We start from the raw sequence: 23,245 nt of genomic DNA on the forward strand, positions 1-23,245 counted from the left end.
GCACTCGCCGGCCCTCAGGCCTTGCGCGCCACACCCCATTCCATCCAGCCCAACACCTTGGGCGCTTGCTTGAGATAGGCTTGGCCGAGCGGTTCGACCGCGAAGCCCGCACGGCGCAGCGATGCGCCCACCGGCCGCGTCAGATGGCACCCGCCTGCCAGCGGTTTCCACACCGGTTCCACGCGGTCCTGCCACTGCGCGACGCCCGCATCGGGCGCACGGCCATGCTCGAGAAACAGCAACTGGCCGCGCGGTGCGAGTATCCGGCGCAGTTCGGACAGCACCTTGTCCGGATCGTCGACCGAACACAGCGTATAGGTGCACACCACCGTATCGAACGAGCCGGACGGAAAGGGGATGTCCTCCCCGACGCCCGCACGTATGTCGGTCTCCCACCCCTTCGCCCGCGCACGTTCGCGCGCGCCATCGAGCAGCTTTTCATGCGGATCGATCCCGGCGAAAGAGGTGACCTTGTCGCGGTCGTAAAGCGCCTGGTTCAGCCCGCCCCCGCAGCCAAGTTCGAACACGCGGCCCTCCGCAAGCGGGATCAACTGACGGCGGCGTTTCTCGATACCGTCCTGCCCGCAGGCTGCCGTGATCAAACGCGGCATTACGTGACGATCGTACCAGGCCCTTAGCCCCATCGCGCTCTCCTCGACTGGCGTTCGTCAGGGAAAGCTATCCGTTTTCGAATTTGCGACAAGCACAAAATTTCGTGACCCTGTCATGGCCCGCAGGTAAAGGCGCGCGCATGAGTCACACGATCGACCTGTTCACGATACCCGCCGCCGACAAGGATCGGCTGCGCGTCCTGTTCCTTGCCAAGCACGCCGCCGCTGGTGGGCAGTTGCATGGCGAAGACGGCAATCACGCGGTCTATCACCACGAAGTGCTCGACACCTTGCGCACGATCGGTCTCGATGTGACCCCGGCGAGCGATTTCACCGCCTTGTTCGAGAAGACCGATTTCGATTACGTCTTCACCCTGCTCAACCGCGCGGGATACCCGATGAGCGAAATGCTCGGCCCGCTGCTGGCGCAGCGCATCGGTCTGCCCGCGCTTGGCGCCTCGCCCATCCTGCGCGGCCTGTCGGACGACAAACACCTGATGAAGACCGTGGCGGTCGCGCGCGGCGTGCCTGTCGCCCCTTGGCTGGTCGCGCGGCGCGGCTGCCAGTGGATCCCCGCGCCCGATTTCGCCTTCGAACGGCTGGTGGTCAAACCCAACGCCTCCTCCGCCAGCTGGGGCGTAAGCATGCCCACCGACTGGGAAACCGCCAAGAATGACATCGCCAAACTGCATGCCGAGGGGCATGACGTGATCGTCGAGCGCTATGAGGGCGCCTATGACGTGGTGGTCCCCGTGCTGGGCGGGTCCGAACCGATCCTGCTTTCCACCATGCGGTTCGAAATGCCGGGTGATGAGGGCAATTTCCGCTCCTACGAGGAAAAGCGCGGGCTGGCGGAAGCGCCCAAGGAACGGCTGGTGGCGATGAAGAACCCGGTCATGACGCGCAAGATCCGCGAATATACGCGGGCCATGCTGCCCGAACTGTGGCCGTTCGACTACGGGCGGTTCGAGTTCCGCTATACCCCCACGTCGGGCGAGGTGCTGTTCATGGAAGTCAATCTGTCGTGCAACCTGTGGTCGAAGAAGACCGTTTCGGGAGCGGCGCAACTGGCCGGGCTGACACATGCCCAGCTGATCGAGCATATCGCGGCCTACAGCATGGACCGGCAGGGAGTGATCACGGCTGAGCGAGTGCCGTTCGATCTGGCGATGATGCCCGAGGATGTCGGCGGCGAAACCATCGAAGTCTGAGCCGCGGTGCACCTCGCCGAACTCGCCTATTACGCCAAGAAGGCGTTTGCGCTGTTCCCCGGCGGGGCGAAAGCGATCAGCGCCCCGGCCTTCGCTGCACATTACGAGCGCCGCCGGCGCAATCGGTCGCTGGCGCGCGCCGCGCTCGACCGCGGCATTGCGCGCGGTTTCGCCGCATGGCTGCCATCGAGAACCCGCGCGGTCGCGCGCAAGTACGGCATGGATCCGCAGTGGGAACGGCAGGCGCTCGCGATCGCGCGCGAACGCTTCGTTGATCCCAATGATATCGCGCTGTTCCGCATCGAGCGGGCCGAGGAGCTCGATCATTATATCCGGCGGTTCGAGGATGCGGGTTTCAACAAGATCATCAATCCCCACGGATGGAGCCGTACCTGCGTGCTGGTCGACAAGGCGGCGTTCTATCGCCGCTGCGCCGCGCACGGCCTGCCGCATCCCTCCGTGCACGCGGTCTACGATCGCGAAGTGCGCGATTTTCGTCCGGCCCGTGGTCACCCGCTGATTGCCAAGCCCACCCATGGCGAAGGCGGCCGCGGTGTCGCGCTGCTCCCCCATGCCGTGTCCGATATCACCGACCAGGCCGCCTTCGCCCAGTCGATCGCGCCCTATGTCGATGGCCGGCAGGTGTGGGTGATCCAGCGCGCACTGGGCAACCACGCAGCGTTGGCGGACTATGCGATGGATGCGCTGGCGACCGCGCGGCTCACCACGATGCGCAACGAGACGGGAGAACCCGAACTGGTCAGCACCGTGCTTCGCGTGCCCTCGCTGCGCGGCCCGGTGATCGATAACATGAAGGCGGGCGGGCTGATCATGCCGGTCGATTTCGAAACCGGGCGCGCGGGTACCGCTTGCAAGGGCTATGGCGGCGGCGATTATGAAAATCATCCGGTCAGCGGCGCAGCCTTCAGCGGTCTGCAACTGCCCGACTGGACCGATGCAGTGGCGCTTGCCCGCCGCGCGCATGCCGCAGCGTTCCCCGAATATACGCTTATCGGCTGGGATATCGCGTTCACGCCCCATGGGCCGATGGTGGTCGAAGGCAATGCCAAGCCGGGGGTGCTGATGCCGCAGCGCAGCGGCCGCAAGGGTCTGGCAGGCCAGCGCTATGGCGAATTGCTCGCCTTCAATCTCGAACGTGCCGAAACCGAACTGACGGGCGACCGGGCAGCCTAGGCGGGGACGGCTTCGCCTTTCCAGTCGAACACGCCGCCGCTGTCCGCCATCGTCAGCCCATCGATCACGTTTAGCAGGTTCTCCGCCGCATCGGCGGGCTGGGTCAGCTGCCCCGCGGGCAGATTGGCCTGGAAGGGTTCGGACAGGGCCGAATCCACGGTGCCCGGATGCAGGCCTGCCACGATGGCCTGCTTGTGCGTCCGGCCCAGCTCGATCGCGAAATTCTTGAGCAGCATGTTGAGCGCGGCCTTGCTGGCGCGGTAGCTGTGCCACCCGCCAATGCGGTTGTCGCCGATCGAGCCGACCCGCGCCGACAGCGCGGCGAAGACGCTGCGGTCCTCGCGCGGCAGCAGCGGCAGCATGTGCTTGGCCACCAGCGCGGGGCCGATCGTGTTGAGCCGGAACACCTCGTCCATCGCCGCGCCGTCGATCTGCTTGAAACTGCGTTCGGGGCCCGAGCCATCGGCCAGCGTCAGCACGCCGCTGGCGACCACCACCAGATCGGGCGGCGCCTCGGCCATCGCGGCTGCGGCAGCGGCGATCGATGCTTCTTCGGCCAGGTCGAAGCGAAAGGCGCGCAGGGCGGGATCGGCCACCCTGCCCGAACGGCTTCCCGCCCATACCTCGACGCCGCGCTCCGCCAGTCTCGTGGCCAGTGCGCCGCCGATACCGCCGCTGGCGCCGAAGATCGCGGCACGCCGAAAGGGCTTTCCTACATTCATCCTACCGATCTAGACCCTCGGCAACGCCTCCTTGTTCCCCCAAATTCACCCGATTACCGGGCTTTTGGCGCAAGCAGGCCTTTTTGCCCTGAACGGTGTAACACCCGGTCCATGTTGTAGGACACCCGTTGCAGGATTTGCGTCACCCATGGCCTTGCGCCACTCGCCCGAACCGCTAGATGGGTTGCGCAAAGCAACAGGACTGACAGTGTAATGGCGACCTTCACCCTTCCCAAGAATTCGAAGATCACCGGCAAGAGCCGCGCCCACACGGCGACAGGCGGCACGCGCATTCGCAAGTTCAAGGTCTATCGCTACGATCCCGACAGCGGTGAGAACCCCCGCTACGACACCTTCGAGCTCGACCTCGACGATTGCGGCCCGATGGTCCTCGATGCCCTGTTCAAGATCAAGAACGAGATCGATCCCACGCTGACCTTCCGCCGCTCGTGCCGCGAAGGCATCTGCGGTTCGTGTTCGATGAACCTCAACGGCAAGAACGGCCTCGCCTGCACCACCGCGATCGAGGACCTCAAGGGCGAGATTCGCATTACCCCGCTGCCCAGCATGGACGTGATCAAGGACCTCGTACCCGACTTCACGCATTTCTATGCGCAATATGCCAGCATCCGTCCCTGGCTGCAGACCGTGTCGACCACGCCCAGCGGCAAGGAACGGCTTCAGTCGCCCGAACAGCGCGAGAAGCTGGATGGACTCTACGAGTGCATCCTGTGCGCCTGCTGCTCGACCGCCTGCCCCAGCTACTGGTGGAATTCGGACAAGTTCCTCGGCCCGGCGATCCTGCTGCAGGCCTATCGCTGGCTGGCCGACAGCCGCGACGAGATGACCGGTGAACGGCTCGACCAGCTGGAAGACCCCTTCCGGCTCTATCGCTGCCACACGATCATGAACTGCGCGAATGTCTGCCCCAAGGGCCTCAGCCCGGCCAAGGCGATCGCCGAAACCAAGAAAATGATTGCCGAACGCGCGATCTGATGGCCCTGCGCGACGAGGTGTTCGACCATGGCCCCGACCCGGAAAACCCGGGCTGGCACCACTGGAACCTGAAGGACGAAACGCTGTTCAACGGCGCGGTGATGGGCAAGCTCATCACCCGGGTGGACGATGACGGCAAGGCGCGGCTGCGCATGTTCCCCGAACGGCGTCACCAGAACCTGCAGGGCATCATCCACGGGGCGGTGACGCTATCGCTGATCGACATTTCGCTGTTCACCACGATGCACAACATCGGCAGCGGGAATGCCGGCCCCTCGGTCACGGTCGAGCTGTCGACCCAGTTCGTGGGCGGCGGCAAGCCCGACATGCCGCTCGACGCAGTGTGCGAGATCGTCCGCGAAACAGGCAGCATGGTGTTCGTGCGCGGCACCGTGGTTCAGGAAGACCACGCGGTCGCCAGCTTTTCGGGCATCGTGAAGAAGATCAAGCCCCGCGCCGCCGCGTGACGGGCATGCTCGCCCGCTACGAGCGACTGGTCGCCGCGGGCGAATTGCAGGCCGATCCTGACCAGCGCAGGGCTGCCGAAAGGCTCGACCGCCTGCAGAAGGAACTGGAGGCGGAAACTTCCGGCGGCCTGCTCGCGCAGCTGTTCAAGCCGAAGAAGGCCCGGCCGCAGGGCGTCTATATGTGGGGCGGCGTCGGACGCGGCAAATCGATGCTCATGGATCTCTTCGTCGAGACCCTGGGCATTGCCGAAAAGCGCCGCGCGCATTTCCACGAATTCATGCTCGAGGTCGACCGCCGGATGCGTGAACGCCGCGACAGCGATCCGGGCGATCCGACGGGCAAGGTCGCGCGCGACATCGCTCAGGACGTCCGCTGCCTCGCCTTCGATGAAATGGTGGTCAACAACACCGCCGATGCCGCAATCATGGCGCGGCTGTTCACCGCGCTGATCCGCGATGAGGGCGTGACCGTGGTTACCACCAGCAACCGCCCGCCCAAGGACCTCTACAAGGACGGGCTCAACCGCTCGCTCTTCCTGCCCTTCATCGAGCTGGCCGAGGCCGAACTGGATGTGCTGCCGCTTAACGGGCCGACCGATTACCGGCTCGACCGGCTGGGCGATATCGAGACGTGGCACGCCCCGCTGGGCGATGCGGCAACCGCGCAGGTGCGCGAGGCTTTCTTCCGTCTCACCGACTACGCGCCCGAAGACGCCGAACACGTTCCCAGCGCCGAACTGGAACTGGGCGGCGGGCGGACGATCCATGTGCCCAAGAGCCTCAAGGGCGTGGGCGTGTTCAGTTTCAAGCGGCTGTGCGGCGAAAACCGCGGTGCAGCGGACTATCTGGCCATCGCGCATGCCTATCACACAGTGATCGTGGTCGGCGTGCCCGCCATGTCGCCCGACAACCGCAACGAGGCGATCCGCTTCACCAAGCTGGTCGATGCGCTGTACGAGAACAATGTGAAACTGTTCGTCGCGGCGGCAGCCGAACCGGAAGACCTCTACACTGCCGGCGATGGCGCTTTCGAGTTCGAGCGCACCGTCAGCCGCCTTAAGGAAATGCAGAGCGCGGATTACATGGCGCGGGGTCACGGCGCCGATTAGCCACGCTGCGGGGCAGTTACATCGGTGTTTCTTGACGGCTTTCGCGCCGCCCCCACATCGGGCGGGTTCCGGCGACAACACCCCGCCGATGTGAGACTGAACCATGATCGATATCCGTCCCTTCGCCACCCTCGGACACGCAGACCACGGCTGGCTCGACGCGCGGCATCATTTCAGCTTCGCCAATTACCACGATCCCGACCGCATGGGCTGGGGCAGCATCCGCGTGTGGAACGACGACACCATCGCGGCACAGAGCGGTTTCCCGCCGCACCCGCACCGCGACATGGAGATCGTCACATTCGTGCGCAGCGGCGCTATCACGCACCGTGACAGCCTGGGCAATGAAGGTCGCACGGCTGCGGGCGATGTCCAGGTGATGAGCGCAGGCACCGGCATCACTCATGCCGAGTTCAACCGCGAGGACGAGGCGACCACGCTGTTCCAGATCTGGATCATTCCCGATCGGCAGGGTGAGCAGCCCGGCTGGGGCCAGCGCGAGTTTCCCAAGGCCACGCGCGATGGCGGCTTCGAAGTGCTCGCCAGCGGCGCTGCCCAGGCCGATGGCGCGCTGCCGATCCGGACCGATGCGAAGGTCGCCGCCGCGACGCTGGCGAAAGGCCAGAGCGCGGTCTGGACTACTTCTGGCGAACGGCACCAGTATCTCGTCGCGCCCACGGGCCGGGTGACGGTCAATGGCCAGGAAGCGCAGCCGCGCGACGGGATTGCCGTGACCGGTGAGAGCGAAATCGTGGTCGAGGCGCTCGAAGACGCCGAAATCGTGCTGGTCGACGCGCGCTAGGCGCTGGGCTTCAGATTGCGGAGCGAGCGCTCCAGCATCAGCAATTGCCACAGCACCCGGCCGTGATCCGCACGGCCCGCAATATGGTCGTCCGCGAGGCGCGAGAGCGCCTTGCGGGCGAACCACCCGCTCCCGGTAAGCAGTTCGCTCGCGGCGACCGCCCTCGCCTCGCCCGCCAGCGGACCGCGGAACCACTCCGCCAGCGGAGTCACGAATCCCTGCTTGCGGCGATAGAGGATGTCCTCGGGCAGATAGCGCTCCATCGTGCGCTTCATCAACCATTTGCCCGTCATTCCGCGGACTCGCTGGCGATGCGGCAGGCGCGCGCCAAATTCGATCAGCCGGTGGTCGAGCAGCGGCTCGCGCGCCTCCAGGCCGACCGCCATGCTGGTGCGGTCGGTCTTGGTCAGGATGTCTCCGGGTAGCCAGAACTTCAGATCGGCATATTGAGCCTGGTCGAGGCCGCTCCTTGCGGGCGCCTCGCGCATCAGTGTCTCGAATGGCTGTTCGGCGCGATAGGTCCCGCGCTGCTTGAGCAGGACCTCGCCATAAAGTGACTGCCGTTGCTCAGGCGCAAGGATCGCCAGTGCGCGCGCATATCCCGCTTCGCCGCTCTCGGCCAAGGACAGCAGGGTCGTCTTCGCGCGTAGCGGGCGCGGCGCCCAATCGGCCTTGGGCCAGACCCGCCCGAGCGCGCCGAACACCGGTTCGCGCAGGGCCCGTGGCAGGACCGAGCGGGCCTGTTCCTCGCGCGCATGGAACAGCTGGCGGCGATAGCCGGCAAACGCCTCGTCGGCACCGTCGCCCGAGAGCGCCACGGTGACATGCTCGCGCGCCAGTTCGCACACACGCAAGGTCGGCAGCGCGCTGGCATCGGCAAAGGGCTCGTCGAAGATCGCGGCGATACGCGCGATCTCGCCGAATTGGTCGGACGAGACGATCCGCTCGTGGTGGTCGGTGCCGAACAGCTCGGCGACTTGCCGGGCATGACGCGTCTCGTCGACGCTTTCGACATCGAAGCCGATCGAACAGCTGGTTACCGGTTGCGCGCTCGCCTCGCTCATCAGCGCGACGACCGAGGAACTGTCGACCCCACCCGAAAGGAAGGCTCCCAACGGTACGTCGGCGACCATGCGGCTGGTCACGCCTTCGCGCATCGAATGGAGCAATTGCGCCGAGAGGTCCTCGGTCCGCCCCTTCTCCCGCCCGGCGAAATCGACATCCCACCATTGACGGGGCGGCCCCGGCTCGCGGCCATGTTCGAGCAGCAAGAAATGACCCGCGGGCAGCTTCTCCACGCCCTTGAGTATCGCGCGATGGTCGGGGACATAACCCCAGGCCATGTAATCCTCGATCGCCAGCGGATCGATCTCGCGCCGCATCAGCGGATTGGCAAGCAGGCCCTTCATTTCACTGGCAAAGGCCAGCGCCCCGCCCTCAAGCCGCGCAAGGTAGAGCGGTTTCACCCCAAGTCGATCGCGCGCGAGGAACAGCTGCCGCCGGTCGAGATCGTAGAGCGCGAAGGCGAACATGCCGTCGAGCCGCTTGAGGCAATCGGGGCCCCATTTCTGCCATGCGGCGAGAATCGTCTCGGTATCGCCATCGGTGCGGAATCGCGCTCCGCCCTGTTCGAGTTCGCGGCGCAATTCGCGGTAATTGTAGATCTCTCCGTTGAAGGAAATCACGGCATGGCGATCGGCCGATTCCATCGGCTGCGGCGAGCCTTGGAGATCGATAATCGACAGGCGGCGGTGGCCGAGGCCGACCCCGGGTGCGGTCCATATCCCGCTCCCATCTGGCCCGCGATGGGCGAGCGCATCGGTCATCCGCTCGACCCGTCGGGGATCGACCGGCTTCACCGTCTCGTAATGGAAAATCCCCGCAATTCCGCACATATGCGTGCTGGCCTAGCCGAGCTGCGCGAGCACGGCAAAGCTTCCTGCGGCCAGCAGTATCGCACCAAGGACGAGAGCCGGGCGGGCGGCCCCGCCTACCCAGCGCGCAACCAGCGGAAGCGCAGCCACCTCGTCGGCGGTCCAGCCCGCTTCTTCGGGCTCGCGTTCGAACCAGCGCCATGCCGCGCCAAGGACCAGCGCAATCACGATGCCGAAGAATACCCAGCCATAGACGAGGTGGTCGAACCCGCCCGCGGCTTCTGCCCCGACATATTGCGCGAGGAAGATCGTCGCCCAGGCACGAATGCCGTTGGCGATCACCGGCACAACGACGCAAGCAAGCAGGAACCACGCGCGCCTGTTCCAGCTGGTGAAGCAGGTGTGCGCGACGAGTAGGCCGAGCGCGAGCATGGCGATCAGGAACTTCACACCGGCACATTCCTCGGCAACGATGAACAGCCCAGCCGGAGTGTCGATATGGATGCCCTGCGCGACCATCTCGATCCCGCTGAGCCGCGTAAGCGCGGTAGCGATGTGAGCAGTGATCACCTGCAACTGCGGGATGATCTCCCCGCCGATGGGGACCAGAAGAAAGCCATAGACGAGCGGAAAGGCGAGGATCAGAGCCGCGCGCAATCCGAACAGCGCAAGAACCGCGCCCTGCATCGCGACAACCGCGCCACCCTGCCCGATCGTGTTGATGTCGAGGCTCCGCCCCACCAGCCAGAGAACAAGCCCCAGCACGAGCCACGCCAGCCCAGGCCACCAGCCCGCCGAGCCGACGCGCGACAGTTCATCGCGGCGGATCCAGACCAGCCAGGCGATGATCGGGGGGACGAGCAGGATATGGCTATAGGTGTCGATGTCCCACCATTGATGCGCCATCGCGCGCCATTCGGCGAAGGTCAGCGCGAACAGCGCCACCCACGCAATGGCGAGCATCACACCCGAGGCGCTGCGCCCATGCGAAACGGTGCGCGGTAGTGGCAGGTCACGCTGCATCGATAGGGACCTCGGCGCCGCGGACCAGTTCGGCAAGCTTCGTCTCGACCAAGTCCCAGCTCATCCGTTCGATGACGAACCGCCGCGCGGCTTCACCCATCGCGCGCGCGTGCAGCGGATCGGCGAGCAGGCGATCGATCGCGGCGAGCAATTGCTCGGGATCGGGCGAGGAAATGACCAGATGCTCGCCATGGGTCGCATCGATCCCGGTCGCCGCCCCGGGGGTCGCCATCACCGGGCGCGCCATCGCCATCGCCTCGAGCACCTTGTTCTGCACCCCGCGCGCGATCAGCAGCGGGGCAACTACCAGATCGGCGGATTTGAGGAACGGCCGTACATCCTCCACTTCGCCCCAGACCCGCACCCCGTGCTCGCCATGGCGGTCCCGCAAGGCCCGCACCGGCGCGCGGCCGACGATATGGAACCGCGCCCGCGCATGTGTTTTGCGCAAAGGAGGCATGACATGCGCGATCATCCACTCCGCCGCAGCGATATTGGGCGCATAATCCATCTGTCCGGTGAAAACGATCTGCGGTCCCTCGCCTTCGTCGAGATCGGGATGCGATGCCACACGTTCGGGGTCGAAGAATTGCCCGTCGATGCCATTGCCCAGCGCATGCAGGCTGACCGCATCGGGCCGGGTGAGGCGGGATCTGAAAAGATCCGCCTCGTTGTCGCTGATCAGCAATGTCGCATCCGCGCGCGCGGCAAGGCGCTCTTCCTCGCGTGCCAGCAAGCGGCCTTCGCGGCGGTTGATCCACTTACGCTGCCCGGCCTCGGCATAGGCGGCGAACTTGGCGCTATCGACATCGCACAAATCGAACACCACCCGCCCGTCGAAGCTGTCGGGGATGTATTGCCCCATCTGGCCCGAGAAGACGAAGATCGTGTCGATCCGGTGGTTGGTCAGCGTCTTGGCGACATAGCGGTGCATTGCGTCGTCATCGAACGCGGTCAGGCTGACCGCCCTGCCCTTGAGCACCGCCTCGACACCCGCAAGATGAAGCGGCTTGCTCCGCTCGATCAGCGCATGCGTGCGCGCCACCTCAACCAGGAGCGGCTTTTGCGCCATGTCCTGCACGGTTTCGCCAAAGGTGCCGACATGTACGGGGCCAAGTTTGGCCAGGCCCGCCAGCAGGTGATGCGAGCGGATCTTGTCGCCGCGATCGGGCGGAAAGGGCACGCGATGCGCGAGGAACAGCACTTCACCCATCTCAGCCGAGCCCACGTGCAATCCACGGCCCGACGCGCGTAGCGACGGAAAGCGGCAGTTTCTTCCACAACGCGATGCTCGAGGAATAGCCTTGGTCGGTCGGATCGATATTGCGCGCGGTCCTGCCCGGCGCGGTCCACGTCCAATAGGTCAGCGGTTCGGGTTCGAAACCCTGCCATTTTTTGAACTTGTACGGCCCGGTGCCCATTTTCGAGCGACCATAATCATAGCGCGTGCATCCGCGCTCGCGGCCATGGTCCATCAATTCGAAATAGCACCGTTCATTGGCCTTGAGCGCGCGTGCGGCCAACCCGCCCCCGCCCCAGAACGGCATGACCGCACCATCATGGTAGAGCGACAGGACGCTCGAAACGGCTTGCCCGTCATGCAGCGCGGTGATGATGTCGGCATCTTCGCCGAAATGGTTGAGCACGGCTGCGAACAGCTGCCGCGGAAATACCGGCGTACCGAGATTGTGCACGCTGGCAGCATAGCAGGGATAGAAGGCCGCCAGATCGTCCTCGCTGCGCCCAATGACGATTTCTAGCGGCGATTGCAGGCTTTTGCGGACCTCTGCGCGGGCCTTGCGTGGGATGGCGAGTAGTTCGGCCTCGCGGTCCGCAGCCAGCGGGCGTGAGAAATTGGCGTGCTTGCCGGTGATCGCCTGCCAGCCTTCGGGTGCGGTGCCGCCGCGAATCTCGACCGAGCTTACCGCGTGGCGCTGCGCCAGCTCTTCCGCTGCCCGGCACAGCATCAGCGAAGTTGCTTCGCTATCGGCCAGCGGGCCGCCCGCCACGCCAAAGGCACTGGACACCAGTGCGGAAGCGAACAGCGGCGAGCGTATCTCGGTCAGCGGCAGCCAGCCCTCGAGCACGCCTGCGCGTTCGGCGACGAGGCCGAGCGCGCGCTGGCCCGTCCCCTGTTCGATTGCGAGCAGCCACGCCGGGCGGTGAAAAGGCGTCGCCTTATGCTCCGCCACGAACCCCTCGATCCGCGCGGATTCGGTCGGGTCGTGCAGGTCCGCCTGGCGGATTGTAACGCTATGGGAGAGCGACGGGTTCATGCTGCCCAATCGAAGCTACGCGGCTTTTCCTGCGCGGCCAGCGCATCCATCCGGCCCCAGGAGAAATCGCCGAGCAATTCGGTGAGCTTGTCCGCCATTTTCGACAGATTGGTGTAATGCCGCAGCCGCGAGCGCAGCGGCGCCCCGGCGACCCGCGGCTGGTTCGGATCGACCTCCCACGGGTGGAAATAGAACACCGCGGGTCGGCCATCGCGGTTCACTTGCCTGATCGCCCAGCGGCTGAAGCCGTAGGGAAGCACGCGGAAAAACCCGCCTCCGCCAGCGGCCAGCCGCCTGCCGCGCAGCAGCGCGGTCGTCACGGGAATTTCCACGAGATCGCTGCCCGCAACCGGGTTGAAGGCAAAGCGCGGTGCTTCGCGCCAGCCGTAGTGGTCGTGAACCACCGGCGCGACCGACGAGGAATAGGCATAGCGATGCTCGGCCAGCACTTCATGCGCCCAGGGGTTGCGTGCATCGATCGAGAAGCTTGGCGCGCGATAGCCGGTGACTGGCGCGCCGCCCACATCCTCGAGAATGGCGCGCGCCTTGGCGATATCGGCGGCGAATTCCTCGCGCGTGAAGGTGAAGACGCGGGTGTGGTCATAGCCGTGGCTGGCCAGCTCGTGCCCGCGTTCGACGATCGCGCGCATGGCGGGTTTGTTACGCTCGGCCACCCAGCCCAGCGTGAAGAAGGTCGCCTTGACCCCCGCGGCATCGAACAGGTCGAGAATACGCGCGACATTGTCGCCCACGCGCAATTCGAGCCCGTCCCAGTCTGCGCGCGAAATGGTGTTCTCGAACGCGCCGACCTGGAACCAGTCCTCGACATCGACCGAGAGGCCGTTGACGATCGTGCTGTCGCTCAACGCACTCTCCCCGATACTACGCGGCAGCGCGCGAACCCTGCGATTCGAAATAGTCGATCATCATGGTCAGCACGTGGCGCAGCGAACGCTCCTGTTCGTCAAGGCGCGCCTCGATCGACGCGAGCCGCTGGCCGACGTCCTCGGGCAAATCGTCGGCCGCGCGCTTCTGGTCCAGCTTCTCCACCTCGCGGCGCAGCGCAGACATATGTTTGTCGCGCTCGGCAAAGGCCGCCTCGATGGCTTCGATCTGATGGTCGAGCAGACCCTTGTCGGGCGCCCCGTCAGCCGCAGCCGGCGCCTCGGGAGCTGGGACCGGTGCCACGGGAAGTTCGTCCGACGTCTGGCGTGCCTCACCCTTCGCGCGCGCAATCGCGTCCGCCGCCGGTCCTTCGCGATCGGGGCGCGGCTTGGCCGGCGCCTCGACCGGAGCCGCGTCGCCGGTCATTTCCTCGACCACCGCTTCGAGCATGTCGACCTCGAGCACCGATTGCTCTTCGACCGCGCCGAGCAACAGCAGGCGTGTCATCACCTGGTTGACCTTGCGCGGGATACCCCCGGTGGCCTTGTGCAGTTTGACCCAGATCCCGCTATCGATCTCCGGATTGTCGTTCCAGCCGACGCGCGAGAGGCGGTGCATGACATAGGGCTCGATCTCGCCCGGCTGCATCGGTTCAAGATGATGCGCGGCGATCACGCGCTGGCGCAGTTGCTCGAGCTCATCCGAATGCGCGAGCAATTGCTTGAATTCGGGCTGGCCGAGCAGCAGCGTCTGCAGCAGCGGATGCGAACCGAGCTGGAAGTTCGACAGCATGCGCAGCTCTTCGAGCGCGCCGATCGACAGGTTCTGCGCCTCGTCGACGATCAGCAGGGTGCGGCGTCCGTTGCGGGCTTCCTCGTGCAGGAACAGCTCGATCGCCGCGAGATCGGCAGCCTTGTCTCCGCCGGTGACGTCAAGCCCGAAGCTGCGCGCGGCGACATGGATCATTTCCTCGCCGTCTAGCGCGCTGGTGACCACTTCGCCCACGGTCATGCGATCATCGTCGAGCTTCTGCTTGAGATGCGCGACCAGCGTCGACTTGCCCGCACCGACCTCGCCGGTGATGACCACGAAGCCTTCGCCCTGGTTGAGACCATAGCCGAGATAGCTCAGCGCCTTCTTGTGCGTGACGCTCTCGTAATAGAACGCCGGATCGGGCGTGAGCTGGAACGGCCGCTCGCTAAATCCATAATATTCTTCGTACATCGAACCGATCCTATCAGAAATCGTAGCGCAGGCCGAGCAGGGCCGATGCGGTCGTGAAATTGTCGGGCGCGATATCGCTGTCGAGCATCGAGATGGCGACGGCGGCGCGTGCCGAAAGGTTGCGGACAACTTCTTCCGAATAACTCGCCGAGCTGCCCAGGACACGGACATCGCCGGATCCGGCAGTGCCGCTGTCGAACCAGTTGGCGTAGCTGTTGAGCGAGAAATTGCCGCGCTGTCCGACCGGGCCCGAAACCCCTGCCGCGACATAGTAGCTTTCGTCGACGATACCGTCGGCCAGTTCCAGCACCGTGCCCGGTGCGCCGATGAACTTGCGCCGGTCGTACCCTGCGCCGATCGCAGCGGTCATCCGGCCGATCTGGCGGCTGTAGCTGGCGACAACCCCGCGTCCGCGGAAGACCGAGGACCGCACCGAGCCAAGCAGGCCATCGAGACAGCCGCTACCGTCGAGCGTGCTGACGCAGCCTGTCAGCTCACCCGTGACCGGGTCACGCGTAACGGTGAAATCGGTGGGCAAGGCGGCCAATGCGTTATTCAGGCGCCCGCCGAAGCCCTGGATCCCGTCATACACGCCGATCGAAAGGTTGCTCCGGCTGCTCGGACGCCAACTGAAATTGCCGTAGAAAGTCTCGCTATCGTAGCGATGTCCGAAATGCGCTTCGAGCTGGGTGCGGCTGCTGGGGGTCCAGACCACGCCGACATCCCAGATGAGCCCGCTCGCCTCATAGGCGATAATGCGCGGGCTGGCGGTGTCGGTCACGTAGCGGCCATTGTCGCCAATAACCGGGTTGCCATCCACATCGCGCACCGCATCGCGGCTCGACACTTCGACATCCTCGACCCCTGCCCCGGCGACAAAGGCCAGCGTGGGGGTGATCGGCACGGTTACATCGCCGCGGACATAGGCGTCGCGGACGCGCTGATCGAGATTGGAGACGTCTTCCTGGTAATATCCGGCGCCGACACCGACGCCGACAGGGAGCGGGTCGCCCGGGCGTGTCCCGGCACGCACAGTAGCGCTATGGGTGACGCTTTCGTCGAACAGGTCGGCCTGCGTTCCCGACTGGGTGAGGAAATCGGGGCCGTCGACGCGTGTGTACCCGATGCGGTAATTCGCGCTCACATCGACAGCGCCCATGCGGGTTTGCAGATTGGGTCCGGCATAGGCCGAGTAGGTCTGGGTGGAGAGATTGTCGTCGACCAGCGGGTTGATCACCGAACGGCCCTGCGCATCGACGCGCGTGCTGCTTGCCAGCCCGCCGGCCTCGAAGGTCAGGACCCGCGGGATAATCGTCGCATAGCCGCGCGCGAGGCCGGTGATCGTGTCCGAATCCGACCCCTCAGACTGATGCGCGAAATTGCGTTCGTAGCGCAGCGATACGCTGCCGCCATTGTTGCGGCCCGTGATCGAGGCGTCGACGCCCGCCGCGAGCTGTGTGTAGGTCACGACGTCGCTACCGGGCGAGATCTGCCAGCTGGCGAGCGAATTCGCCTCGATATAGGGATCGATGCTGGTGCGGCCGCGGTCGGAGGAAAAGTCCTCGTCGCTGGATTCGCCTGCATCGGCGCCTTGATACGACTGTGCCTGCAGCGGCGCGCCGTGCAGCGCGGCCAGGGCCGCAGCAGTCGTGGCGAGATGACGGAATTTCACACGATAGCTCATGTGCTTACTCCCCATATCCGTAATAGCTGCCGAACTTGCGTCCGCTCGGACTGAACGTCGCATCGTTGAGCAGCAGCTTGATGTCGGGACAGGCGGACAGCAGGTCCACCGCGTCTTCCAGCGCGGCGCGCCCGCTCATATCCGCGCGCGCCACGAGCAGCGCCTGACCGGCATGCTTGGCCAGATCGGCTGCAGGCGTCGCCGCGAGTGCGGGCGGGCTGTCGAACACGATGATCCGGTTGCGCGCGCCGAGCGTCAGATTGTCGAGCACCTTCCACGTGCGCTCGCTGGCGAGATATTCGCTGTCGCGCCCCGTCCGCTGGCCAGCGGGGAGCACCCACAGGCCCGGAATATCGGTGCCGACCACGACGTCCTCGACCTTCGCGGTGGGATCGGCGAGCACATCCATGAAGCCCTTGCCATTTTCGAGGCCGAGCTTGGCCATGATCGAAGGCTTGCCGAAATCGGCATCGACCAGCACCACTTCCATGTCGCGTTCACCCGCCAGCGCGATCGCCAGATTGAGTGCGCAGAAGGTTTTGCCCTCGTTCGAATGCGGCGAGCAGACCAGCACGCGGCGCGCCTGCGGGCCGGGATTGGCCTTGGCAGTCGCGAGGACCTGCCGTTTCACGATACGGAATTCCTCGAGCAGCATCGACGCGCCGCCATCGGGATCGATCAGACCCTGCTCGCGCAGGAGCGAGCGGACGACATGCTGCTTGGGCCCGGCCAGCGTGACCACCGGCTTGTCCGGCTCCGACGGTGCCGCAGGCGGCACAGACGGCACAGGCGTGGCTGCGCCAGCCGGCTGCGGCTGCGCGAAGCGGTCGGATGCGCGGCGCCGCGGCATTTCGGGCGGCGTCGAGGGCTCCGACTTGCGCTTGGGCGCAAACTTCTTGGCCTTCTCGTCTTCAAGCTTGTCGGGCACCGCCGCCGGGGCAAGCCGGTCGAGGCCGAAAGCGCCGCTGGCACGTTCGAGCAGCGAAGTGCGTTTGGGCTTCGCGTCGCCCGATTTGGGCGGTTCAATATTGGTGGGCTTGTTCACTGACACATTCCCCCCTCAGGCGACCGAGCCGACCTGGACCATTTCGACGACCAGCAGGAGGAAGCAGACCGCTCCCAACGCTCCGACGCCCGCGACGAACTGTTTGAGCCGCAGCTTTTCATGCTTGCGCGCAGCCGTGGTCATCGAACGCGAGATCGTGCCGATGACCGGCAGGTCGAGCGTGCGCTCGAGCTTGTCGGCTGTGGTGAAGCTGGATTTGAGCTGGCCCATCACGAACGCCACCCCAGCACCCGCGCCAAGGCCGACGATGAGCACACCGAGCAACAGGAGCGGCCGATTGGGTGCGGCCGGATTACGCGGCGCGGTCGGCGGATCGATGACTTCGAACTGGAAGGCGCTGCGCTCGGTTTCGACCTGCCCGCGCAGGCGCATTTCCTCGCGATCGTTGAGCAGGTCGTCATATTTGTCCTTGAGCACTTCGTAATCGCGGCTGATGCGATTGGCCTCGGCGGCCACGGCGGGCTCGTCGGCCTGCGCCGCGATCAAGCCGGAAATGTCCGATTGCAGCGCCGCCTTGCGCGCCTGGAGCGCCTGTACATTGGCCTGTCGCTCGGCGCGGATCGAGATGAGCGAGGTATAGGCCGGATTGGGCGTGCCGCTCGACCCGGCGGGCTCTTTGGCAGCCTGTTCGCGCAGCGCATCGATCTGGCGCCGCTGCGACTGGATATCGGGATGGCTATCGGTCAGCCCGCGCGCGCGCATCGCGGCGAGCTGCGACTGCGCCGCCATCAACGCCCCGCGTGCCCCGCCGCTTTCGGCAGTCATGATGCTGCGCGGCGTGCTGGCGAGCTGGCCGTTGATCGCTGCCAGGGCGCTCTGCGCGGCGGCGATATCGGCGTCGATTCCGCGCATTTCGGTGCGCATCGTCTGCAGCCGTCCGGTTACCGTGCCGGTGCCACCGATCAGATCGGGATGCTTCGCTTCGAAGACCAGGCGGCGCTGTTCGGCGGCTTCGAGTTCGCGTTTGCGGTCTTCCAGCTGCTCGTCGAGAAAGGCGATGGTATCGGCGACATCGCCGCGATTGCCCGCGATGTTCGATTCGCGGAAGATATCGATCAGGCTCTGGACAACATCCTTGGCCAGTACCGCGTTTTCTGCGTCGCTGAGGTTCGATTTGCCAACCGTGGCGGTGATCTCGAACAGATTGTCCTGCTCGCTCTCGACGACGATATTCTCGGTCAGGCTGGCTACCGCGCTCTGCATCTCGTTGTCGGTGGCGATTTTCTCGCCGAGCTTGGTCGTGCGCACCACGCGTTCGAGATTCACCGCGCTGACCAGCGTCTGGCGGACCTTGGTGATTGCCTGCTTGCCATCGCCGGAGATTTCGAGCTGTTCGGACAGGACATCCTCGAGTTCGACGTAAATCCGTGCCCGGCTTTCATAGCTGTTGGGAATGAAGGCAACCGCGAGCCAACCGAGGATGCAGACCCCCCAGGCCACGGCGAGCGCAAGCCAGCGGCGGTTCCACACCGTATGCAGCGCGCTGCGAAGTTCGTCGAAGACTTCCTGCATGCCCCCGCAGCCCCTAGAACGTGCTCTCGGGGATGATGATCACATCGCCCGGCTGGAGAAGGACATTGGCCTTGCTGTCACCGCGCTTGAGCAGATCGGTCAGGCGCAAGGCGTATTCGCGCTGGCGGCCAAGCTGCTTGTCGAAGCGGATTAGCTTGGCGCGGTTGCCTGCGGCAAATTCGGACAGGCCGCCAACCGCGATCATCGCGTCGAGCACGGTCATGTTCGCCCGGTACGGCAGCGAGGCCGGCTGCGCGGTCGCGCCGACGATACGGACCTGCTGGCTGAAGGTACCGGCAAATTCATTGACGATCACCGAGACCAGCGGGTCCTCGATATACTGGCTGAGCTGGAGGCGAATATCCTCTTCCAGCATCGAGGGCGTCTTGCCCACGGCGGGCATGTCCTTGACCAGCGGGATCGTGATGCGGCCATCGGGCCGCACCTGGATATTTTCCGCGCCCAGTTCGGGATTGCGCCAGACATGGATCGTCAGCTCGTCGAGCGGGCCGATGACATATTCCTCGCCCGGGCCTTCCTGCATCGCGACAAAGGTCGCCGGGGGCAGTTCCGTGCCACCGCCGCCCGCGCACCCGCCAAGCACGAGCGTGCTGGCAGCGCATCCGGCGACGAGAGAGGCAATACGGGTGAAGCGCATAGGTCGGTTTCCTGGTTGTGTCAGGGGATGCGCCGGCCGCATGCTGCGCCCGACACCCCCGTGTTTGGGCGAACTATTGCCCGAAAAAGGTGAACAGACGGTTAGCCATGGTGGTCGACACCCGCAGAAATCGAAGGATTCGCGGGATTTAGCAGATCGGTTCAGACAAGCATTTCGGCGGCGGGCCCTTGTCCCAGAAAGGCACTGGGCGACGCGCTGGCGCCATAGGCTCCGGCGCAGAACACCGCCACCAGATCGCCGACCTCGGCGCGCGGCAAATGCGCCTTGTCGGCAAGGCGGTCGAGCGGGGTGCACAGGCACCCGACGACATTCGCCTCTTCCTCGGGTTCGGCGGCGAAGCGGCTGGCGATCGCGACAGGGTAATTGCGCCGGACCACCGTCCCGAAATTGCCCGAGGCGGCAAGCTGGTGGTGCAACCCGCCATCGGTGACGAGATAGGTTTCGCCGTAGCTTTCCTTGCGATCGACGATCCGCGTCAGGTAAACGCCCGCCTCGCCCACCAGATAGCGGCCGAGTTCGATGAACAGTTCGGCGTCCGCCAGCGTCTCGGGCAATTCGCGGAAACAATCTTCCAGCGCGGCCCCGACCGCCGCGATGTCGAGTGGTTCGTCGCCCGGGAAATAGGGAATGCCGAAGCCGCCGCCCATATTGAGCTTGGGCAGCGTGACCCCCGCGTCGACCGCGATGCGATGCGCGCAGTCGAGCACCTTGGCCTGCATGTCGATGACCGCTTCGGCCGACAGCGCCTGACTGCCGGTGAAGATATGCAAGCCGCGAAAGTCGCATCCTGCGGCGACGATATGCCGGACCAGCGCGGGCACGCGCGTGGCATCGATCCCGAACGGCTTGGGCCCGCCGCCCATCTTCATGCCCGATCCCTTGAGCTCGAAATCGGGATTGACGCGGATGGCGAGGCGCGGCGTCACGCCAAGCCGCTCGGCGATGGCGAGCGCGCGGTCGGCTTCGGCCTCGCTTTCGAGATTGAGAGTGACGCCAGCGGCGATGGCAGCCTCGAGTTCGATATCGCGTTTGCCCGGCCCGGCGAAACTCACCTTGCCCAGATCGAACCCGGTCGCACGAACCAGTTCAAGCTCGCCCCCCGAGGCGATATCGAGCCCGTCGGCGAGCGTCGAAACGAAGGCAAGAAGCGGATCGAAGCTGTTGGCCTTGATCGCATAATTGATCTTGAGCCGGTCGGGCATGGCCGCGCGGAGCGTCTCGAAGCGCTGCGCGATCAGGTCGCGTGAATAGACGAATAGCGGGGTGCGCCCGCCCTGTTCGACCCAATGGCTTACCGGCTTCCCACCGATCGCCAACTCACCTTCGATCGCCGTGTAACCTGCGGGTATGGGACCCAGCGGCTTCATGCGCCCAGCTCCGCCGCGATCGCGGTCCGGTCGAGCTTGCCATTGGGATTGAGCGGCAGCGAATCGCGCCAGTGGATCGCATGCGGCTGCATGAAATTGGGTAACTCCTTTTGCAATGCCTTGGGCAGCGCGGCTTCGGGATCGAGCACATCCGCCGCTCGGCGTGCGACGAGGTGAATCGCATGGCCAAGCCGGTCGTCGGGCACGCCCAGCGCCACCACCTCGGCCACCAGCCCGGTGGCCAGCGCCGCGCTTTCGAGTTCCTGCGGGCTGATCCTGTTTCCCGCGCTCTTGATCATCGCATCGCGCCGCCCGACGAAATAGAGCAAGCCTGCATCGTCGCGCCTGACGCGGTCGCCCGACCATACCGCCGTCCCGCCATATTCGGACATTGCGGGCGTCGGGCGAAAGCGCTCGGCCGTGCGATCGGCATCCTGCCAGTAGCCTTGCGCCACCAGCGGGCCGCAATGGACCAACTCGCCCTCCTCGCCCGGTTCGGCCAAGGTCCCGTCATCGGCGATAACGAGGATTTCGGCAAAGGGAATGGCGCGTCCCATCGATGTAGGATGATGATCGACACTCTCGGGATCGAGATAGGTCGAACGGAAAGCCTCGGTCAGGCCGTACATGGGAAACAGGCGTGTTTGCGCGAACATAGCACGCAAATCGCGCACGAGTTCAATGGTCAGTGCGCCGCCCGAATTGGTCAGTCGGCGCATGCTTGCAATGGCCTCTGGTAGCCATTCGATTTCGGTCAGCTGGACCCAGAGCGGGGGCACCGCCGCGAGCGTTGTCACGCCATGCTTGGCGCAGGCCTTGGCGACATCGCGCGGAAAGAGATAATCGAGCGGGACCACGCAGCCGCCGGCATACCAGGTCGATAGCAGCTGGCTCTGGCCATAGTCGAAGCTGAGCGGCAGCACCGCCAGCGTGACATCGTCGCTGGCGAGCCCGAGGTAATCCGCCACACTGACGGCACCCAGCCACATATTGGCATGGCTCAGCATCACCCCCTTGGGTTTGCCGGTCGATCCGCTGGTGTAGAGAATTGCCGCCAAATCGTCGGGATCGTGCGTCGACGCGGCCATCACCGCGCCTTCCGCCTCGGCCGCCGCAAAGACGTCAGTCTCATCGATGACGTCGCATTCCGGCAGAACGTCGCCGTCGCCCAGCGATGCCAGGCGCGCCTTGGTCCCCATCAGCAGGACTGCGCCGCTATCGGCGAGGATATGCGCGACCTGCGCCCGCTTGAGCAGCGGGTTGATCGGAACATGCACCAGCCCCGCGCGCGCTGCAGCCAGCGGAAGCAGGCAGGTGAGCTCACCCTTCGCTGCCCAACTGGCGACGCGTGCACCCTTCCCCACCCGGCCTGCCAGCCATCCGGCAAGCAGCGCCACACGGTATCTCAACTCCTCGAAGCTAAGCGTGCGATCGCGCAGCACCAGTGCAGGCGCCTGTGCATCCCCGCGCTCTGCCAGTTGATCGAGCGGATAGGGCGTGGGATCAGGCATTAACGCTCCGAGGCGAGGGAATTCCGGTGGGCATCGCGGTCAGCTATCACGACACGGTTACCAAACTGCAAGGGCTGGATGGGCTCGGTGCGGGTCCTTTCGACAGGCTCGCATGGTTTGCGCTGCTGGAGACAGGCGATGTCCGCCCGCTGATCGCTCTGGCCGAACGCAATGGCGTGCAGCTCGCCCTGCCAATGCAGCACCAGCCTTCCGGACTGGCCAGCCTCACAAACTGGTTTTCCTTCACCTGGCGGCCACTGGGGGAAAGCAGCGAGCTTCTCGCCGCGATCGCCCGCGATCTGCGTGGCAGGACGCACCGGATCGATATGGCGCCCGTCCCAGCGGAGGATGGCAGCACTGCGGTTCTCGAACGCGCCTTCCGCGCGGCCGGTTGGTGGGTCTGGCGCACGCAATGCGACGAGAACCACGTGCTCCGCGTCGAAGGCCGCAGTTTCGCCGATTACTGGGCGCAGCGTCCCGGCAAGATGCGCACCACGCTCAAGCGCAAGGCGAAGAAGGTCGATGTGGAGATCCTCGACCATTTCGACGAGGCCGCCTGGCGCGATTACCAGGCCGTCTATGCCGAAAGCTGGAAGCCCGCCGAAGAACGCGCCGACATCCTCGAGCATTTCGCGCGGGCAGAGGGTGCGGCCGGGCGCCTCCGGCTGGGCATCGCGCGCGCCGACGGTGTCCCGGTGGCAGCGCAGTTCTGGACGGTCGAGAACGGCACCGCCTACATCCACAAGCTGGCGCATATCGAAGCGGCCAAGCCGCTCTCCGCGGGGACCACGCTCAGCGCCGCGCTGTTCGAACATGTGATCGACACCGACCGTGTCGCGCTGGTCGATTTCGGTACCGGCACCGATGCCTATAAGCGCGACTGGATGGAGGCGAACCGTCCGCGCTATCGTCTGACCTGTCTCGACTGGCGCCAGCCGCGCGCCTGGCCGGGGATCGCCAAGGCCTGGGCGCGCCACCTTGCACCGCACAATCGCCCCAGCTAAGGGCATCGCCTTTATGCACAGGCCAAAC

The 23,245-nt window shown here is 65.3% G+C and carries 21 protein-coding genes; 7 read left to right on the forward strand and 14 right to left on the reverse strand.

The window, feature by feature from the left end:
• Window positions 1–14 precede the first annotated feature (14 nt).
• Complete coding sequence (locus N6L26_RS05000) at window positions 15–644, reverse strand: class I SAM-dependent methyltransferase (protein WP_263606949.1); 630 nt, start codon at window positions 642–644, stop codon at window positions 15–17.
• Window positions 645–751: 107 nt separating this feature from the next.
• Here N6L26_RS05000 and N6L26_RS05005 point away from each other — a divergent pair, with 107 nt between their 5' ends.
• Both N6L26_RS05005 and N6L26_RS05010 read left to right on the forward strand, forming a co-directional pair.
• A complete protein-coding gene (locus N6L26_RS05005; protein WP_263606950.1) occupies window positions 752–1,822 on the forward strand; it encodes a phosphoribosylglycinamide synthetase in 1,071 nt (356 codons plus the stop codon).
• Window positions 1,823–1,828: 6 nt separating this feature from the next.
• A complete protein-coding gene (locus N6L26_RS05010) occupies window positions 1,829–3,016 on the forward strand; it encodes a sugar-transfer associated ATP-grasp domain-containing protein (protein ID WP_263606951.1) in 1,188 nt (395 codons plus the stop codon).
• Here N6L26_RS05010 and N6L26_RS05015 read toward each other — a convergent pair.
• Window positions 3,013–3,738 carry an SDR family NAD(P)-dependent oxidoreductase gene (locus tag N6L26_RS05015; protein WP_263606952.1) on the reverse strand — a complete coding sequence of 242 codons (726 nt, stop codon included), beginning with the start codon at window positions 3,736–3,738 and terminating at the stop codon, window positions 3,013–3,015. The two genes, N6L26_RS05010 and N6L26_RS05015, sit on opposite strands and share 4 nt — an antisense overlap.
• A gap of 213 nt (window positions 3,739–3,951) precedes the next feature.
• On the opposite strand from N6L26_RS05015, the gene N6L26_RS05020 reads away from it, so the two are divergent.
• The 4 genes from N6L26_RS05020 to N6L26_RS05035 all read left to right on the forward strand — a co-directional run bounded on the left by N6L26_RS05020 (window position 3,952) and on the right by N6L26_RS05035 (window position 7,112).
• Entirely contained in the window at window positions 3,952–4,734 is a 783-nt protein-coding gene (locus N6L26_RS05020; protein WP_318173621.1) for a succinate dehydrogenase iron-sulfur subunit, read from the forward strand.
• Window positions 4,734–5,201 (forward strand): PaaI family thioesterase, encoded by a 468-nt coding sequence (locus N6L26_RS05025; RefSeq protein ID WP_263606953.1) that lies wholly within the window; start codon window positions 4,734–4,736, stop codon window positions 5,199–5,201. The genes N6L26_RS05020 and N6L26_RS05025 overlap by 1 nt, the downstream gene beginning before the upstream one ends.
• Entirely contained in the window at window positions 5,198–6,310 is a 1,113-nt protein-coding gene (gene zapE, locus N6L26_RS05030; protein ID WP_263606954.1) for a cell division protein ZapE, read from the forward strand. The genes N6L26_RS05025 and zapE overlap by 4 nt, the downstream gene beginning before the upstream one ends.
• A gap of 103 nt (window positions 6,311–6,413) precedes the next feature.
• Window positions 6,414–7,112, forward strand: a complete 699-nt coding sequence (locus tag N6L26_RS05035; protein WP_263606955.1) for a pirin family protein — start codon at window positions 6,414–6,416, stop codon at window positions 7,110–7,112.
• On the opposite strand, the gene N6L26_RS05040 is transcribed toward N6L26_RS05035, so the two are convergent.
• The 12 genes from N6L26_RS05040 to N6L26_RS05095 form a co-directional block, all read right to left on the reverse strand.
• A complete protein-coding gene (locus tag N6L26_RS05040) occupies window positions 7,109–9,007 on the reverse strand; it encodes an XrtA/PEP-CTERM system amidotransferase (protein ID WP_263606956.1) in 1,899 nt (632 codons plus the stop codon). The genes N6L26_RS05035 and N6L26_RS05040 overlap by 4 nt on opposite strands.
• A 12-nt stretch (window positions 9,008–9,019) precedes the next feature.
• On the reverse strand, window positions 9,020–10,009 hold the full coding sequence (xrtA, locus tag N6L26_RS05045) for an exosortase A (RefSeq protein WP_263606957.1): 990 nt from the start codon (window positions 10,007–10,009) through the stop codon (window positions 9,020–9,022).
• A complete protein-coding gene (locus N6L26_RS05050; protein ID WP_318173622.1) occupies window positions 9,999–11,237 on the reverse strand; it encodes a TIGR03087 family PEP-CTERM/XrtA system glycosyltransferase in 1,239 nt (412 codons plus the stop codon). Before N6L26_RS05050 ends, xrtA begins: the two co-directional genes overlap by 11 nt.
• A complete protein-coding gene (locus N6L26_RS05055) occupies window positions 11,224–12,285 on the reverse strand; it encodes a FemAB family XrtA/PEP-CTERM system-associated protein (RefSeq protein WP_263606958.1) in 1,062 nt (353 codons plus the stop codon). Before N6L26_RS05055 ends, N6L26_RS05050 begins: the two co-directional genes overlap by 14 nt.
• A complete protein-coding gene (locus tag N6L26_RS05060) occupies window positions 12,282–13,151 on the reverse strand; it encodes an XrtA system polysaccharide deacetylase (RefSeq protein ID WP_263606959.1) in 870 nt (289 codons plus the stop codon). Before N6L26_RS05060 ends, N6L26_RS05055 begins: the two co-directional genes overlap by 4 nt.
• A 16-nt stretch (window positions 13,152–13,167) precedes the next feature.
• Window positions 13,168–14,394 (reverse strand): XrtA/PEP-CTERM system-associated ATPase, encoded by a 1,227-nt coding sequence (locus N6L26_RS05065; protein ID WP_263606960.1) that lies wholly within the window; start codon window positions 14,392–14,394, stop codon window positions 13,168–13,170.
• 13 nt (window positions 14,395–14,407) lie between these two features.
• Window positions 14,408–16,078 (reverse strand): preprotein translocase subunit YajC, encoded by a 1,671-nt coding sequence (locus N6L26_RS05070; RefSeq protein WP_263606961.1) that lies wholly within the window; start codon window positions 16,076–16,078, stop codon window positions 14,408–14,410.
• A 4-nt stretch (window positions 16,079–16,082) separates the two neighbouring features.
• On the reverse strand, window positions 16,083–17,123 hold the full coding sequence (locus N6L26_RS05075) for a capsular biosynthesis protein (RefSeq protein WP_263606962.1): 1,041 nt from the start codon (window positions 17,121–17,123) through the stop codon (window positions 16,083–16,085).
• 15 nt (window positions 17,124–17,138) lie between these two features.
• Window positions 17,139–18,656: an XrtA system polysaccharide chain length determinant gene (locus N6L26_RS05080; protein WP_263606963.1), complete on the reverse strand. Its 1,518-nt coding sequence runs from the start codon at window positions 18,654–18,656 to the stop codon at window positions 17,139–17,141.
• A 13-nt stretch (window positions 18,657–18,669) separates the two neighbouring features.
• Complete coding sequence (locus tag N6L26_RS05085) at window positions 18,670–19,314, reverse strand: XrtA/PEP-CTERM system exopolysaccharide export protein (protein WP_253515461.1); 645 nt, start codon at window positions 19,312–19,314, stop codon at window positions 18,670–18,672.
• Between the two features lie 161 nt (window positions 19,315–19,475).
• Window positions 19,476–20,702, reverse strand: a complete 1,227-nt coding sequence (locus N6L26_RS05090) for a pyridoxal-dependent decarboxylase, exosortase A system-associated (protein WP_263606964.1) — start codon at window positions 20,700–20,702, stop codon at window positions 19,476–19,478.
• Entirely contained in the window at window positions 20,699–22,213 is a 1,515-nt protein-coding gene (locus N6L26_RS05095; RefSeq protein ID WP_263606965.1) for an acyl-CoA ligase (AMP-forming), exosortase A system-associated, read from the reverse strand. Before N6L26_RS05095 ends, N6L26_RS05090 begins: the two co-directional genes overlap by 4 nt.
• A gap of 26 nt (window positions 22,214–22,239) precedes the next feature.
• Here N6L26_RS05095 and N6L26_RS05100 point away from each other — a divergent pair, with 26 nt between their 5' ends.
• Entirely contained in the window at window positions 22,240–23,217 is a 978-nt protein-coding gene (locus N6L26_RS05100) for a GNAT family N-acetyltransferase (protein ID WP_263606966.1), read from the forward strand.
• Window positions 23,218–23,245: the final 28 nt, after the last annotated feature.

Source organism: Qipengyuania sp. SS22 (genome assembly GCF_025736935.1).
GTDB lineage: Bacteria > Pseudomonadota > Alphaproteobacteria > Sphingomonadales > Sphingomonadaceae > Qipengyuania.